This is a genomic window from Vibrio sp. KUL80 (assembly GCF_059725495.1).
In genome coordinates this window covers 109071-124668 of record NZ_AP045841.1, presented here as the reverse complement: position 1 = coordinate 124668, position 15598 = coordinate 109071, and the positions used below count along the sequence as shown (strand labels likewise).

The window sequence follows — 15598 nt, the reverse complement described above, 5'->3', positions numbered from 1 at the left end:
TGCCTCAATAATCTCAGATCAGGCTTTTCTTAGCGATATTTCTCCACCGACGTATGCCTCGACCCCGCGCTCGGTTTCTAACAGCACAGCGCCCGTAGCATCAATACCTTTGACGATGCCTTTAATTTCTCGAGCCCCCATAATCAGCTTCACCTCTCTTTCAAGGAAGTTATCATGCTGATTCCAACGCTCAACAAAGCCGTGCAGGCCACGCAGTTCGTAGTCTTCCAGTGCGGCGTGCCACGCTTTGATAAACGCCACCACTAACTCGTTACGGCTAAACGGTTTATCGGCAACCTCACTAAGAGAGGTCCATGGTTGGTCGATACCGGTCACCTGCTCACTCATGTTCAGGTTCATACCCATGCCAATCACTAGATTCGCCGCCCCACCCGCTTGACCGGACATTTCAACGAGAATGCCCGCAAGCTTCTTATCTTGATAGTAGAGATCGTTCGGCCATTTAAGCTTAACGCCATTGATTCCCAAGCTTTGCAGCGCTTCGACAATCGCCACGCCAACGACAAGGCTTAGGCCCATTGCCGCTGCCATTCCGGCTTCTAAACGCCAATACATCGAAAGATAGAGATTGCTACCAAACGGTGAGACCCACTGTCTACCTCGGCGACCACGCCCTTTGGCTTGGTACTCGGAAATACACACACTGCCCGAATCGAGTAAATCCTGTTTGTCGAGTAAGTATTGATTGGTCGAGTCGATAATTGGGATCAGCTCAAATGGTGTCGTCAGCGCATCACCAATGGCTTGCTCCGATAATAGCTCCATAGGTTGAGCCAACTGGTAGCCCTTGCCTTGCACACGAAAGATATCCACACCCCACTGTTGGATGCCTTTGATGTGTTTGCTGACCGCAGCACGCGAGATCCCAAGCTGTTCACCGAGCGCCTCGCCCGAGTGAAAGCCGCCTTTTGATAGCTGATTTAGGATTGCCAACTTCATTTGATGTTCTTTCATAGCAAATCCTTCAAATAAACTTCATGTTGCGCGCCCATAAAGCGAACTTCATGTTCAAGCTCAACGCCAAACTTGTCTAAGACGCTTTGACGAACAAATGCCGCAAGTTCGACAATGTCCTGCGCTCTTGCTTCGCTGTAATTGACCAATACTAGAGCTTGGTTGGGGTGTACCATGGCGCCACCAATTTGGTGCCCTTTGAGACCACACTGGTCAATCAACCATCCCGCAGCGAGCTTCATACCTTCATCTGCTGGATACGCCACCAAAGCGTCAAACTGCGCTTTGAGCGCATCATATTGCTCGCGACTGATGATCGGATTTTTGAAAAAGCTACCGGCATTGCCCGTCACTTTGGGATCGGGAAGCTTCTCCTGACGCACCTTAACGACAATATCAAACACGGCTTTGGGCGTTGCTGTGGTTAGCTCTAGCGATTGCAGCGGACCGTAGCTCAGATTTGGCTGCCACTTCTTATCAAGTGCCAATCCTATCGCAGTGACAATGGCTTTATCTTTAAGCTGATGTTTGAAAATCGAATCGCGATAACCGAATAAACACGCCTCACGCGTCAGCCTTTTCACCTCAAACGTCTCTAGGCAGAGGTAGTCGACGTAGCTGCAAACATCTTTAAGCTCAATCCCATACGCTCCAATGTTTTGGATGGGTGCGCTGCCTGAGCAGCCAGGGATCAGGGCGAGATTTTCGATGCCCGCGTAGTTATGCTCGACACACCATTCGACTAAGCTCGGCCAATCTTCCCCACCAGAGACATGCAGATGATATTGCCTGTCGGTCTCACTGACATCGATACCGCGTAAGCGATTGATAATGACTACACCTTCAAACGGTGTGGTAAACAGCATATTGCTGCCCTTTCCGAGCATAAGCTTTGGCAGAGCTAACCATTCTGGGCGTTGATAAACCGCAATAAGGTCCTCGACTGAGTGGACCTCAACCAAGACGTGGCATTGTTGGTCGATACCAAAGGTATGGTACGGGCGAAGCTGGGCATTGTTTTGAATTTGCATGGGCGTCGATTGATGGCTTACACTGCCGCTATTCTATCCTTTTGAAATCCGTATTGGCTATGGATACGTTAAATTTCGGTGTGCTTGACCCAATAAAGCTGCCAATCGCAAAGAAACTCTACAAATCGCACTACCCAGCGGGTAAACCAAAAAGTGACGAACGCATTCTTACTTTAACTCGTAATCAATCGCTCAGTGCACTGGTGCGCTTTCGAACGATTGAGCATTACCGACTGATGACTGGCATGCTGGTTCTACCGGAACAACGTGGCGCTGGTCTTGGTCACCAGTTGATGACGTATTTAGAGCAAGGTGAACTCAAAGACGGAGACTACTGCTTCGCTTTGTCGCACCTTGAACGCTTTTACTCACAACATGGCTTTGAAACCATAGACGAGGATTCATTACCAAATCCGCTTAAGCAACTGTTTTCTCGCTACATTGGCGGTGGGAAATCGCTGTTAGCAATGCGTTACATTGATCCCCGTTAAACTTATCAACGGTTTACTACCCATTTGGGGCAAGAGTTTGGTAAAATTCTAGGTTCGCAATTTTGCAATGACCAAAGGTACAGTCTCTACATGATGGCTTTTAGGAACTCTTTTGAACAGCTTCCCTCTATCGCACAGGATCCGAGCAAGCTCGATGTTTTGCTCTCCGCCAGCGACTATCGCGAATATTTAATTCAAGTGATACGCGAAGCAAAGTCAAGAATCTACCTAGTCGCACTGTATTTAGAAGATGATGAGGCAGGTCGTCAGATTTTGACTGAGCTTTATCAGGCGAAACAGAACAACCCTGCCCTAGATATCGCAATCTGTGTTGATTGGCATCGCGCTCAGCGTGGCCTTATTGGCGCTAAGCAATCCGATGGCAATGCAGTGATGTACCGTGAGTTTCGCGAGAAATACGAACATGCCGTCCCTGTATACGGTATTCCTGTACGTGGTCGAGAGGTGTTTGGCGTTTTGCACCTAAAAGGGTTTATCGTCGATGACAAGGTGATTTATAGCGGCGCTAGCCTTAATAACATCTACTTGAACTACCAAGACCGTTACCGTTTTGACCGCTATCACGTGCTTGAGAATCAAAAGCTTGCCGACAGTATGGCGAACTTTGTGGCTTCAGAGATGATCGCTAACCCTGCGGTTAATGACCTCTCGCTCCCACAGAAGCCGACCACCAAAGAAATCAAGGCCGAGATCCGACAGCTGCGTGGTTCGCTATCGCAAGCTCGTTATGAATTCGATGCCGAGCCAGCTAATGAACACCAGGTGTCCGTCACGCCGATCGTGGGCATTGGTAAGCGACGCAACAAACTAAACCAGAGCATCAATCAGCTTCTGGCAAGCGCCAAAGACGAGATTTTTATTTGTACGCCTTACTTTAACTTCCCTAAATCGGTTGCTAAAGAGATCAAGCGCGCGCTAAAGCGCGGGGTAAAAGTGCGTATTGTCGTTGGTGACAAGACGGCTAACGATTTCTACATTTCACCAGAAGAAGACTTTAAGACCATTGGTGGCCTGCCTTATCTGTATGAAATGAATCTGCGCCGTTTTGCCAAAGCCAACGAAGCGCACATCGCAAGCCGTAATCTCTGCATTCGTCTTTGGAAGCACGATGACAACAGCTTCCACTTGAAAGGTATTTGGGTAGATAAGCGTTATATGCTGATCACAGGAAACAACCTGAACCCACGCGCTTGGAGCCTAGATCTCGAGAACGCAATTTTGATTCAGGATCACTACTCGCACCTTGTTGATAAGTTTGATGCTGAGATTGAGAATATTCTTGAGCATACTCAGCTGATTTGTACTTATAAGCAGTTGGAGAAGGTTGAGAATTATCCGGTGCCAGTGCAGAAACTGTTGAAGAAGATAACTCGGGTTAGGGCTGATCGGGTTTTGAAGCAGTTGCTTTAAAATTCAAAACAACGTCATTCTCGTGAAAACGAGAATCTTTTGAAGCGTGTGCTTTAGGTTATTAAGGTGCAATAAGTGAGTCACTTGTGGCAGCAGATCCTCACTTTCGTGAGGATGACGGTAACAGTTAGAAGAGTAACAACTATCCGACTGACTTCAGACACAAAAAAACCAGCCTTTCGGCTGGTTTTTTCACATCTCACCTAAATCAATTAAGACTTAGCTTCACGGCTCGCACGCTTACGGTCGCTTTCCGATAGGAACTTCTTACGGATGCGGATGCTTTCAGGTGTTACTTCCACTAGCTCGTCATCGTCGATGAACTCAAGCGCTTGCTCTAGAGTCATGATGATTGGCGGAGTAAGAACCTGTGCGTCATCTGTACCAGATGCACGAACGTTAGTTAGCTGCTTACCTTTAAGCGGGTTAACCGTTAGGTCGTTGTCGCGGCTGTGGATACCGATAACCATGCCTTCGTAAACCTCAACACCGTGACCGATGAACATACGGCCGCGCTCTTGTAGGTTGAACAGTGCGTTAGTTAGCGCTTTACCAGCACCGTTCGAGATAAGTACACCGTTTACACGCTGACCGATCTCACCGCCCTTGAATGGACCGTAGTGATCGAACGTGTGGTATAGAAGACCAGAACCAGACGTTAGTGTCATGAATTCAGTTTGGAAACCGATTAGACCACGAGATGGCATCATGAAGTCCATACGGATACGGCCTTTACCATCTGGAGCCATGTCAGTTAGCTCGCCCTTACGAAGACCGATAGCTTCCATGATGCTACCTTGGTGCTCTTCAACTACGTCGATAGTCACAGTTTCGTACGGCTCTTGCTTCTGACCATCTTCTTCTTTGATGATAACTTCAGGACGAGAAACCGCTAGTTCGAAGCCTTCACGACGCATGTTTTCGATAAGGATAGATAGGTGTAGCTCACCACGACCTGATACACGGAACTTGTCTGGATCGTCAAGTTGCTCAACACGCAGTGCAACGTTGTGTACCAATTCTTTCTCTAGACGCTCAAGGATGTTACGTGAAGTCACGAACTTACCTTCTTTACCTGCGAATGGAGAAGTGTTTACTTGGAACGTCATCGTTACTGTCGGCTCATCAACAGACAGTGCTGGTAGCGCTTCAACTTCACCCTGAGCACAGATAGTGTCAGAGATTTTTAGCTCGCCAAGACCCGTGATAGCGATGATGTCGCCCGCCGTTGCTTGTTGAACTTCGTGACGCTCAAGGCCAAGGTAACCAAGGATAGTACCCACTTTACCGTTGCGAGTCTTACCATCAGCGCCGATAACCGTTACTTGTTGGTTAGGCTTAACCGTACCGCGAGTTACACGGCCTACACCGATAACACCTACGTATGAGCTGTAGTCTAGCTGAGAGATCTGCATCTGTAGTGCACCCTCTGGGTCAACTGCTGGTGCTTCTACGTTGTCAACGATAGCTTGGAATAGTGCTTCCATGTTCTCGCCTTCTTCGCCTTCTTCAAGCGTAGCCCAGCCGTTTAGTGCCGATGCGTAAACCACTTGGAAGTCTAGCTGCTCGTCAGAAGCACCTAGGTTGTCGAATAGGTCGAATACTTGATCCATAACCCAATCAGGACGAGCACCTGGACGGTCAATCTTGTTGATTACAACGATTGGCTTAAGACCGTGCGCGAATGCTTTTTGCGTTACGAAACGCGTTTGTGGCATTGGACCGTCTACTGCGTCAACGATAAGTAGTACTGAGTCTACCATCGACATAATACGCTCTACTTCACCACCGAAGTCCGCGTGTCCCGGAGTATCTACGATGTTGATGTGGTAGTCGTTCCAGTTGATCGCGGTATTCTTAGCAAGAATGGTAATACCACGCTCTTTTTCAATATCGTTCGAGTCCATAACTCGCTCTTCAGTTTCACCGCGAGACTCAAGAGTACCGGATTGCTGAAGCAGCTTGTCAACAAGGGTAGTTTTACCGTGGTCAACGTGCGCGATAATCGCAATGTTTCTTAACTTATCAATCTGTGGAGTTGACATAGATTTCTTTCACTCAGTCAAGAGTCGCCGCACGATAGCCGCTGACTCGATTAAAAAAACGCCCGCAATATACCAGAAATATCGAGAGTTGTGATCTTCTTCGTTGAAATCTTGCTTAAACATAGTCGGTTTACACTGCTTTTGCTGCATATAGAGAGGGAAAACCTGGGTTTCACCAAAACTGCGCAACATGAAACGTCATGAAAAGGTATCGGTTGACAGGCGCGCCAAAACCATGCTGAATGTATGGGCTATTTGATTCAACTTGGTGCAAGAATTTAACATTGCACACTTATGGTGCAGTCAGTGATCATTTTGGTGCAAACGTTTGCTCTAATTTGGAACTAAGTTTTTCATAGCATTGAAAAATAAAGGATTTATTTTTTGGCACGGTTTTAGCTTTAATAGAATCAGCATCGATTAACGCACTTCAATAAGCAGACGTTAATCAATGCCGATTAACACTAATCGTGCACTTAACCGCTTTAATAACACTGGAGGTTTTCCAAGATGTCAGTAGAAAATGTTCTATCGCTGATCCAAGAGAACGAAGTTAAATTCGTAGATCTACGCTTTACAGATACTAAGGGTAAAGAACAACACGTTTCTATCCCAGCTCACCAAGTAGACGCAGACTTCTTTGAAGAAGGTAAAATGTTTGACGGTTCTTCTGTTGCTGGCTGGAAAGGCATCAACGAGTCAGACATGGTGATGATGCCGGACGCAGCAAGCGCGGTTCTTGACCCATTCACTGAAGATGCGACTCTGAACATTCGTTGTGACATCCTAGAGCCTGCAACTATGCAAGGCTACGACCGCGACCCACGTTCAATCGCTAAGCGCGCTGAAGACTTCCTACGTTCAACAGGTATCGCTGATACTGTTCTAGTTGGTCCAGAGCCAGAATTCTTCCTATTCGACGACGTTAAGTTTGCAACAGACATGTCTGGTTCATTCTTCAAGATCGATGACGTAGAAGCAGCTTGGAACACAGGTACAGACTTCGAAGGCGGTAACAAAGGCCATCGTCCTGGCGTTAAAGGTGGTTACTTCCCAGTAGCTCCAGTTGACTCTTCTCAAGACATCCGCTCTGCAATGTGTCTAGTTCTAGAAGAAATGGGTCAAGTCGTTGAAGCTCACCACCACGAAGTAGCAACTGCGGGTCAGAACGAAATCGCAACTCGTTTCAACACGCTAACAGCGAAAGCGGACGAAATCCAAGTTTACAAGTACGTTGTACACAACGTTGCTCACGCATTCGGTAAGACGGCAACATTCATGCCTAAACCACTAGTAGGTGACAACGGTTCTGGTATGCACGTTCACCAATCTCTAGCGAAAGACGGTGTTAACCTATTCGCTGGCGACAAGTACGGCGGCCTATCTGAAATGGCGCTTTACTACATCGGTGGTATCATCAAGCACGCTAAAGCAATCAACGCATTTGCTAACGCATCAACTAACTCGTACAAGCGTCTTGTACCAGGCTTCGAAGCGCCAGTTATGCTTGCATACTCTGCACGTAACCGTTCTGCTTCTATCCGTATCCCAGTGGTACCAAGCCCGAAAGCACGTCGTATCGAGCTACGTTTCGGTGACCCATCAGCGAACCCATACCTATGTTTTGCTGCAATGCTTATGGCTGGTCTTGACGGTATCAAGAACAAGATCCACCCAGGCGAAGCGATGGATAAAGACCTTTACGATCTACCAGCTGAAGAAGCGGCAGAGATCCCAACAGTGGCTTACTCACTAAAAGAAGCGCTAGAGTGCCTAGACGCTGACCGTGAGTTCCTAACTGCTGGCGGTGTATTCTCTGATGACTTTATCGATTCTTACATCGACCTTAAGTCTCAAGACGTAGAGAAAGTAAACATGACAACTCACCCACTTGAGTTCGAACTATACTACTCTGTTTAATAAACACTGTGTTTAGTAGATAGACCTGTATACATTACATGTTTTCATAATTATTAGGCTCGCCTCGCAGGCGGGCCTTTTTCGTATTCAGCCCTTTGTAGACTAAGGCTAGCATGGACTTTATCTTTCTATTTGATTGAAGGTTCAAGCATGAATTCCGCCTGGCTCTGTTCCCCCATTCTTTTTCGCTCTCGGCTTTTAAGTTTCAGTATATTGGGACTCAGTCTTTTTAGTGCTAACTCGTATACAAGCGAAGTCTATGTCTGGAAAGATACACAGGGTAATCTTCACTTTAGTGACTTTCCCGAGCACAAAGACGCCAAACGCATTGAACTCCCTGACGCCCCACCTCCACCTCAAGTATTGAACGAGAGCGATGTCGATTGGACCTCTAGCTCCCTAACGGACAAAGAGGACAAAAGCAGCAATGCTCTTCCTTTGAGCGTGAGCATCCGCTTTCCAAAGCATGACGCGACCATTCGCAGCAACGCCGGCGTTATCGATGTTATTGCAGAACTCACACCCAATCTCAGAACGGATCAGCAGCTTCAATTACTGCTCGATGGCTCGCCAGTTATGCCTCCGCAATCGAATCCTAAGTGGCGACTCAATAACATCGATCGCGGTACACACACGTTAACACTTCAGATTCTACAAAGCGGCAAGGTAATTGCATCATCAGATACAATTACTGTGCATCTTCATCGTGCATCGGTGCAATAGAGAGCCTATCTACCCTGACGCTTTTACTCTAACCCAAATTGCGCCATACTTAGCTCATTAGATGCACCAAATTAGTGCATTGAGTTTTCGATGCTCGTGCAATGCACCATTTTTGAACAGAGTAAGGATAGCGTGTGGCGAATTGTGAATTGACGGATGCAATACTCAATAATGTGGTAACAGCCACGTTGATGCTAAATGAAGGGCTAACGGTTCAGTATGCCAACCCCTCAGCGGAGCAATTGTTTTCTCAAAGCTCAAAGCGCCTGGTTGGCTGCCATTTGTCTCAGATTATCCAACATGCCTCACTTGATTTAGCACTGCTAACACAGCCGCTGCAAAGCGGCCAGAGCATTACCGATAGCGACGTCACCTTTGTCGTTGACGGAAAACCCTTGTTGCTCGAGGTGACCGTAAGTCCGCTTTCTTGGAACAAAGAGCTGATGTTGCTGATTGAAATGCGCAAGATCGGCCAGCAAAAAAGGCTGACGCAAGAGCTTAACCAACACGCCCAACAACAGGCGGCTAAGCTTCTGGTTCGCGGGTTAGCGCATGAGATAAAAAATCCACTAGGCGGACTTCGCGGCGCAGCACAACTGCTATCCAAGATGCTCCCTGATCCGTCACTCAATGAATACACCAATATCATTATTGAGCAGGCTGATAGGCTTAGGGCACTGGTTGATCGTCTACTTGGCCCCCAAAAGCCAGGCACTAAGAAACAAGAAAACCTGCACCTAATACTGGAAAAGGTTCGCCAACTGGTGGAGCTAGACGCTGGCACCGGCATAGCAATCGAGCGCGACTATGATCCGAGTCTCCCTCCTATACTGATGGATACAGACCAAATCGAGCAGGCATTGCTTAATATCACCAGCAACGCCGCACAGATCTTATCCAAGCAAGAGAATGGCATGATCACGCTGCGCACCCGCACCGTTCATCAAGCCAACATTCACGGTCAGCGTCATAAACTCGCCGCTCGCATAGAAATTATCGACAATGGACCAGGCATTCCTGCCGAGCTTCAAGACACACTGTTTTACCCTATGGTCAGTGGTCGCGAAGGCGGTACCGGACTTGGTTTGTCCATTTCGCAAAACTTGATCGACCAACACAATGGAAAAATAGACGTAGAAAGTTGGCCCGGTCGTACCATTTTTACTATTTATCTGCCCATTTAAACGCCCTGAGAGGTTGTTGGATGAGCTTGCTGTAAGGAAGTTTGGCTATGAGTAAAGGATATGTATGGGTCGTCGATGACGACAGCTCAATACGATGGGTTATGGATAAAACCCTGTCGTCAGCAAATATCAAATGTGAAACCTTCGCGGATGCCGAAAGCGTATTGATGGCGCTTGAGCGAGAGACGCCTGACGTATTGGTGTCAGATATTCGCATGCCGGGTATCGATGGTATAGAGCTTTTAAATCGCGTCCAACAAAGCGCACCAGAGCTTCCTGTTATCATCATGACGGCGCACTCCGATCTAGACGCCGCAGTAAATGCCTATCAAAAAGGTGCCTTCGAGTATCTGCCTAAACCCTTTGATATCGACGAAACCTTAACGCTCGTCGAGCGAGCCATCACTCATAGCCAAGAGCAAAAAAGTGTTCTAAGCAGTGACGATACGATTACAGCAGAAGCGCCAGAGATCATCGGTGAAGCCCCTGCGATGCAGGAAGTGTTTCGCGCTATCGGCCGCCTCTCTCGCTCTTCTATCTCGGTCTTGATTAACGGAGAGTCTGGTACGGGTAAAGAGTTGGTCGCCCATGCTCTGCACAGACATAGCCCACGCTCTGCAAAACCTTTTATCGCACTAAACATGGCGGCCATCCCTAAAGATCTCATCGAATCGGAACTGTTTGGTCACGAGAAAGGCGCCTTTACCGGCGCCAATAGCGTTAGGCAGGGTCGCTTCGAACAGGCAAACGGCGGCACACTGTTCTTGGATGAGATTGGTGACATGCCTCTTGATATTCAAACTCGCTTACTGCGTGTTTTGGCAGACGGTCAGTTCTACCGCGTGGGTGGTCACTCTGCGGTCAAGGTGGATGTTCGTATCGTCGCGGCGACACACCAGAATCTGGAAAAGCTGGTTAACGATGGCGAGTTTCGTGAGGATTTGTTCCACCGCCTCAATGTTATCCGCATCCATATCCCAGCACTGAGAGAGCGCAAGCAGGATATTGAAAAACTCACTCTGCACTTCCTGTCTCTGGCAGCGGAGGAGCTTGGAGTCGAGACCAAATCGCTCAACCCAGACACAGTAGAGATCCTCAATAAGCTGGATTGGCCAGGTAACGTACGTCAGCTCGAGAACACCTGTCGCTGGTTGACGGTCATGGCGAGTGGCAGCGAAATACTGCCTAATGACCTGCCGCCGGAACTGCTCGATGAACCAAAGCGCATGACAGAGATGAGTGGTGGCGACTGGCAGCAGCTTCTTTCTTCATGGGCGGCGCAAGCCCTAGAGTCTGGAGAGACTGAAATCCTTAACCGAGCTCAGCCAGAATTCGAACGTATCTTGCTCGAAGCGGCGCTTTCTCACACCAATGGGCACAAACAGGATGCCGCTAAAGTGTTAGGCTGGGGTCGTAACACTTTGACTCGTAAGCTAAAAGAACTCTACTAATACTGACGTCACACATTCGCACACACTTTACCGACAAAACTATCACTTATTTAGGCCATTAATTGTGTTAATGGCCTAAACTTTACCCCCGCTCTGCCGATTTATTATAGAGACCGGCGAAACCCTCGCCCGTTGACCTCATTCTGTTTGTTTCATCAGTTAAGTACGTTGTTTGTATGCCTGGATTATTCACTCTGTCTCTCAAAAAAGCACTGATTGCACCCTTTATTGCGGTGTTCTTGTGCTCGGTTGGCACTATCCTATGGCTGCAGAAACAACGTTATGACGACCTGGCGATGGAGGTCGGCGACAGACAACTCTCTAGCTTAACCACGAACGTAGTGCACAGTCTTGATATCTATCTCGACAAGCCAATGACCGCCGTCGAAACTCTGGCGCACGCTATCGAATACCACCAGCTCTACACGCCCAATGATACCGCTAAATTGGAGGCCTACCTGCGCTCCAGCTTCGCCTCTCTTAACGTACAATCTCCACAAATTGACTTGATGGGTTTTGGCGGGGAGCAAGGTGAGTTTCTTGCGCTGAGGGTAACCAAGCGTGACGGTGAAGAGTCTGAGTTTTCGCTGATGGTCAAAGACATTGGTACCGAAGATACCCTCAATGTCTACGCCTCTGATACACGCGAGTCGAAGGTCGTGGCCACGATTTCGCCTTATGACCCGCGCGAGCGCCCTTGGTACCAACCCGTACGTCAGCAGCCTGACGCGACCTGGTCAAAAGTCTATACCAATGCAGATGAAGCTCAGGAGATCACTATTTCCGCGCTCTCACCTGTGTTTCAATCTCTTCGTGGCACACGTGAACTGATTGGTGTTGCGGCCATTGATGTTCAGATAGATACCTTTAGTCGTTTTCTTAATGATTTGGATACCACACACAGTGCCAGAGTTTACGTGGTGGATGAACACCATGAGCTCATTGCTCAAAGTGGCACTGGAACCATTTTGGATAAATCGGGCCATCGTCGCTCGTTGTCTAACAGCGAAAGCCCGCTGCTGCAGTATCTGAGTCAAAGCATCCACAATATGGAGCCAAGCGCCCCCAAGCTTCTCGCGTTCGATGATGAGAGCACGACACAGTACATCATGATTAGCCCTTATCAATCCGATAAGCGTTTGAATTGGTATGTCGCGGTGGTGATTTCTGCCGACGATTTGATGGGCAATATTCCTGTAGTCAGCAATCGTATGCTCTGGGCAGGACTCATCCTTGGTCTGCTTGGATTGGGCATGGGGATTGTCGTTCTCAACCGGCTTACCGTACCGCTTTCAGAAACGGCAGAAGCGGCTAAGCAAATTGCCAATGGTTCATGGGATTACCCGTTGCCAAAGCGCAATCGCATTAGCGAAATCTCACAACTGCTGCAAAGCTTTTCATCGATGCGCTCACACCTGCAAGCCTCGTTTCATGCTTTGCGAGAGCAGCTGACTCGCGATAACTTAACCAAGCTGTACAGTCGTCAGGGCTTTATCAAGACGTGCGACTCGCTAAAGGCGCAGCAAAGTAACAGTGGTACCATGATGCTACTTGGCATTAATCAATTTCGTGACATCAATGATAGCCTTGGGCATCACTATGGAGATGTGCTACTCACCATCGTTGCCGAGCGCCTCAAAGCTTGGGTTTTAGCAGAGAATGGCGTCTTGGGGCGCGTTGCTGGCGATGAGTTTGCTATCTATCTACCAAGCATCACCGCAGAGCAACAGCTTTGCTATCAGCATCGTCTGCGTCAGGTTTTCTCAGCTCCGTTTGTGGTGGCGGGAGAGCCACTGAGCGTCAACATCTCTATCGGAATCACGTCTGACTGCGCAAAGGCAGACACCTGCCTTCGAAATGCGGGTATTGCGCTCAGTCATGCTAAGACCGAGAGTAATCACGTCAGCATCTATACGCCTGTGATGGCAGAGCAGTCTAAGAACAAAACTCGATTGCTGACCTACTTACGCCACGCGATCGACCATGACCTTTTCGAAGTCTACTTCCAACCCCTTGTCGATATTCGCTCCGGCCAGCCATTTGGGGCAGAAGCACTTCTGAGGCTGCGCGATCATCAAGGGCAGTTTATCTCTCCACTCGATTTTATCCCTCTGGCGGAGAGCTCCGGTCTTATCAAGGCAATTGGTCAACACATGGCAGCGGAAGCAATGCAGACGGTCAAGACAGAGATAGACAAGGGTGCGTTGCCCGCCAAATTCCAGCTGCATATCAATGTGTCCGTTCTTGAACTGGCAGACGGAGACTATGTAGAGCAGTTGAGTCAGTTGCTTGAGAGAACTCGATTCCCTGTCAGCCAACTGACCATAGAAGTAACGGAGTCAAAGCTCGCTGATAACGATCCGGTACTGTTGGATAATATGAGCCTCATTAAATCTCTGGGAGCAAGCATCGCGATTGATGATTTTGGTACCGGTTATTCCTCGCTAGCCTATCTGCACAAGCTGCCGTTTGATAGCTTGAAGATCGACAAGGCGTTTGTCGACCGACTGACACGTGATAACGTCGACGACAGCGTCGTTGCCGCCATTACCAAGCTTTCTAAGAGTTTTGGCTTTAGCCTGGTTGCCGAAGGTGTTGAGACCCAGCAACAAGCTGAGCTCATTCAATCCCTTGGATGCCATCATGCGCAGGGCTATTTGTTCAGCCCGCCTCTTCCGATAGAGCAGTGGCCAAGTGTGCTTTGGGATGACCCAGTCAACTCACTCAACAAGATGGCCTAAGTCAGAACACCTTTGTCAGGCCCATATTCCAGATGTAAAAAAGCCCACTACGCTAACTGGCTAGTGGGCTTTCGCTATTTGGTCGACTCTACGTCAGCTAACGTTAGATAACGCGTGAGAACTGCTGCTGACGTGCACGCTGGCGGAGGTATTTGTCAAAGCTCATGCAGATATTGCGAATCAACAGGCGACCTCGCAGAGTCACCTCAATCGTGTCATCTGATACCGCGACCAACTCATCGTCAATGAAGGTTTGCAGCAGTTTCAAATCTTCTGCAAAGTACTGATTGAAGTCGATAGCAAACATCTTTTCAACGGAGCGCTTATCTAGGCTGAAGTTACAGATCAGCTGCTTGATGACCTCACGACGGATCAAGTCATCTTTGTCTAGCACCACACCTTTCCACAACGCATGACGAGACTCGTTCACCTGAGCGTAGTATTTCTTCAGCTCTTTTTGGTTCTGAGCGTAGCTGTCACCAATCATAGAGATAGCAGAAACACCAAACCCAACCAAGTCACAATCGCCCTGTGTGGTGTAGCCTTGGAAGTTTCGGTGCAGCTCCCCTGCGCGCTGAGCAACAGCCAACTCATCTTCAGGCAGTGCAAAGTGATCCATACCGATAAACTGATAACCCGCACCGGTCAAGGTAGCAATGGTATCTTGCAGGATAGCCATCTTCTCTTCAGCTTGCGGCAGGTCCTCATCTTTGATTTTACGCTGTGCTGCAAACAGGTTTGGCATGTGCGCGTAGTTAAACACCGACAGACGACCTGGGCGCATGGTGAGCACCTGCTCAAGTGTCTGTGCAAATCGATCTTTGGTCTGCTTTGGCAAACCGTAAATCAAATCTAGGTTGGTCGAGCGGAAACCAAGCTCTTTCGCTCGCTTCGCCATAGCAAAAATGAACTCTTCATCTTGCTCGCGGTTTACCAACTTTTGAACCTCTTTATTGAAGTCTTGAACACCAATGCTTAGACGGTTGAAACCCTCTTCACGTAGGTGGTCGAGCATATCCAACTCAATTTCGCGTGGGTCGACTTCAATACTGATCTCAGCATCCGCTTCAAAGAAAAACTCACCACGCAAGATTGCCATTAGGCGGCTGATTTGGCTTTTCGTCAGGAAGGTTGGCGTACCACCACCGAAGTGCAGTTGGGTGACCTTTCGGCCCTGCAACAAGGACGCACGCTGGCGAATCTCATGCTCAATAACATCAAGATACTCATCGGCTTTGTGCGCATGACGAGTAATCACCTTATTACAGCCACAGTAGTAGCAAAGCTTGTGACAGAACGGGATATGGACATACAGCGAAAGCGGACGATCTGGGTATTGAGTACACGCCATATCGTAATCAGAAATGGTATACGCTTCATGAAACTCAACCGCCGTTGGATACGAGGTGTATCGCGGGCCGGAATAGTTGTATTTGTCGAGGATAGCTTGATCCCAGACGATCTGTTGTTGAGTTTCGGGTTGATTTTGAGACATGGTCATACTTCCAATAAACACGTTGCTTTCGCCCCACTAAACCTACGAGCTAAGACCGACGAGAAATGCCTGACGGTATAGGGAGTCAACTAGGCGCTATTTTGCCACACA

11 protein-coding genes are annotated in these 15598 nt (G+C 48.4%); 7 read left to right on the top strand and 4 right to left on the bottom strand.

The window, feature by feature from the left end:
- Positions 1-18 precede the first annotated feature (18 nt).
- Together birA and murB are read right to left on the bottom strand one after the other, a co-directional pair.
- The gene (gene birA, locus AC6I8U_RS00585) at positions 19-975 is read right to left on the bottom strand and encodes a bifunctional biotin--[acetyl-CoA-carboxylase] ligase/biotin operon repressor BirA (RefSeq protein WP_498017448.1); all 957 of its coding nucleotides are present in this window, start codon (positions 973-975) and stop codon (positions 19-21) included.
- Positions 972-2006 (bottom strand): UDP-N-acetylmuramate dehydrogenase, encoded by a 1035-nt coding sequence (murB, locus tag AC6I8U_RS00580; protein ID WP_498017447.1) that lies wholly within the window; start codon positions 2004-2006, stop codon positions 972-974. Before murB ends, birA begins: the two co-directional genes overlap by 4 nt.
- A gap of 59 nt (positions 2007-2065) precedes the next feature.
- Between murB and AC6I8U_RS00575 the strand changes: the two genes are divergently transcribed.
- Together AC6I8U_RS00575 and pssA are read left to right on the top strand one after the other, a co-directional pair.
- Positions 2066-2497: a GNAT family N-acetyltransferase gene (locus tag AC6I8U_RS00575; protein ID WP_498017446.1), complete on the top strand. Its 432-nt coding sequence runs from the start codon at positions 2066-2068 to the stop codon at positions 2495-2497.
- A gap of 90 nt (positions 2498-2587) precedes the next feature.
- Positions 2588-3928, top strand: a complete 1341-nt coding sequence (gene pssA / locus AC6I8U_RS00570; RefSeq protein ID WP_498017445.1) for a CDP-diacylglycerol--serine O-phosphatidyltransferase — start codon at positions 2588-2590, stop codon at positions 3926-3928.
- A gap of 212 nt (positions 3929-4140) precedes the next feature.
- Here pssA and typA read toward each other — a convergent pair whose 3' ends face one another.
- Positions 4141-5973, bottom strand: a complete 1833-nt coding sequence (gene typA / locus AC6I8U_RS00565; protein ID WP_042478807.1) for a translational GTPase TypA — start codon at positions 5971-5973, stop codon at positions 4141-4143.
- A 510-nt stretch (positions 5974-6483) separates the two neighbouring features.
- On the opposite strand from typA, the gene glnA reads away from it, so the two are divergent.
- The 5 genes from glnA to AC6I8U_RS00540 all read left to right on the top strand — a co-directional run bounded on the left by glnA (position 6484) and on the right by AC6I8U_RS00540 (position 13992).
- Positions 6484-7893 carry a glutamate--ammonia ligase gene (gene glnA / locus AC6I8U_RS00560; protein WP_042478804.1) on the top strand — a complete coding sequence of 470 codons (1410 nt, stop codon included), beginning with the start codon at positions 6484-6486 and terminating at the stop codon, positions 7891-7893.
- A 213-nt stretch (positions 7894-8106) separates the two neighbouring features.
- Positions 8107-8616, top strand: coding sequence for a DUF4124 domain-containing protein (locus AC6I8U_RS00555; RefSeq protein ID WP_498017444.1), 510 nt, complete (start codon positions 8107-8109; stop codon positions 8614-8616).
- A gap of 191 nt (positions 8617-8807) precedes the next feature.
- Complete coding sequence (gene glnL / locus AC6I8U_RS00550; RefSeq protein WP_234496026.1) at positions 8808-9800, top strand: nitrogen regulation protein NR(II); 993 nt, start codon at positions 8808-8810, stop codon at positions 9798-9800.
- Between the two features lie 47 nt (positions 9801-9847).
- Entirely contained in the window at positions 9848-11251 is a 1404-nt protein-coding gene (gene glnG / locus AC6I8U_RS00545; protein ID WP_498017443.1) for a nitrogen regulation protein NR(I), read from the top strand.
- 176 nt (positions 11252-11427) lie between these two features.
- Positions 11428-13992: a bifunctional diguanylate cyclase/phosphodiesterase gene (locus tag AC6I8U_RS00540; protein WP_498017442.1), complete on the top strand. Its 2565-nt coding sequence runs from the start codon at positions 11428-11430 to the stop codon at positions 13990-13992.
- 103 nt (positions 13993-14095) lie between these two features.
- Here AC6I8U_RS00540 and hemN read toward each other — a convergent pair whose 3' ends face one another.
- Positions 14096-15487, bottom strand: a complete 1392-nt coding sequence (gene hemN, locus AC6I8U_RS00535; RefSeq protein WP_498017441.1) for an oxygen-independent coproporphyrinogen III oxidase — start codon at positions 15485-15487, stop codon at positions 14096-14098.
- Positions 15488-15598: the final 111 nt, after the last annotated feature.

What these genes read in the sequence shown, in the direction of transcription:
- glnG (WP_498017443.1), top strand. Translation starts at nt 9,848, where the DNA reads ATGAGTAAAGGATATGTATGGGTCGTCGATGACGACAGCTCAATACGA.
- murB (WP_498017447.1), bottom strand. Translation starts at nt 2,006, where the DNA reads ATGCAAATTCAAAACAATGCCCAGCTTCGCCCGTACCATACCTTTGGT.
- hemN (WP_498017441.1), bottom strand. Translation starts at nt 15,487, where the DNA reads ATGTCTCAAAATCAACCCGAAACTCAACAACAGATCGTCTGGGATCAA.
- AC6I8U_RS00540 (WP_498017442.1), top strand. Translation starts at nt 11,428, where the DNA reads ATGCCTGGATTATTCACTCTGTCTCTCAAAAAAGCACTGATTGCACCC.
- glnA (WP_042478804.1), top strand. Translation starts at nt 6,484, where the DNA reads ATGTCAGTAGAAAATGTTCTATCGCTGATCCAAGAGAACGAAGTTAAA.
- pssA (WP_498017445.1), top strand. Translation starts at nt 2,588, where the DNA reads ATGATGGCTTTTAGGAACTCTTTTGAACAGCTTCCCTCTATCGCACAG.
- birA (WP_498017448.1), bottom strand. Translation starts at nt 975, where the DNA reads ATGAAAGAACATCAAATGAAGTTGGCAATCCTAAATCAGCTATCAAAA.
- typA (WP_042478807.1), bottom strand. Translation starts at nt 5,973, where the DNA reads ATGTCAACTCCACAGATTGATAAGTTAAGAAACATTGCGATTATCGCG.
- glnL (WP_234496026.1), top strand. Translation starts at nt 8,808, where the DNA reads ATGCTAAATGAAGGGCTAACGGTTCAGTATGCCAACCCCTCAGCGGAG.
- AC6I8U_RS00575 (WP_498017446.1), top strand. Translation starts at nt 2,066, where the DNA reads ATGGATACGTTAAATTTCGGTGTGCTTGACCCAATAAAGCTGCCAATC.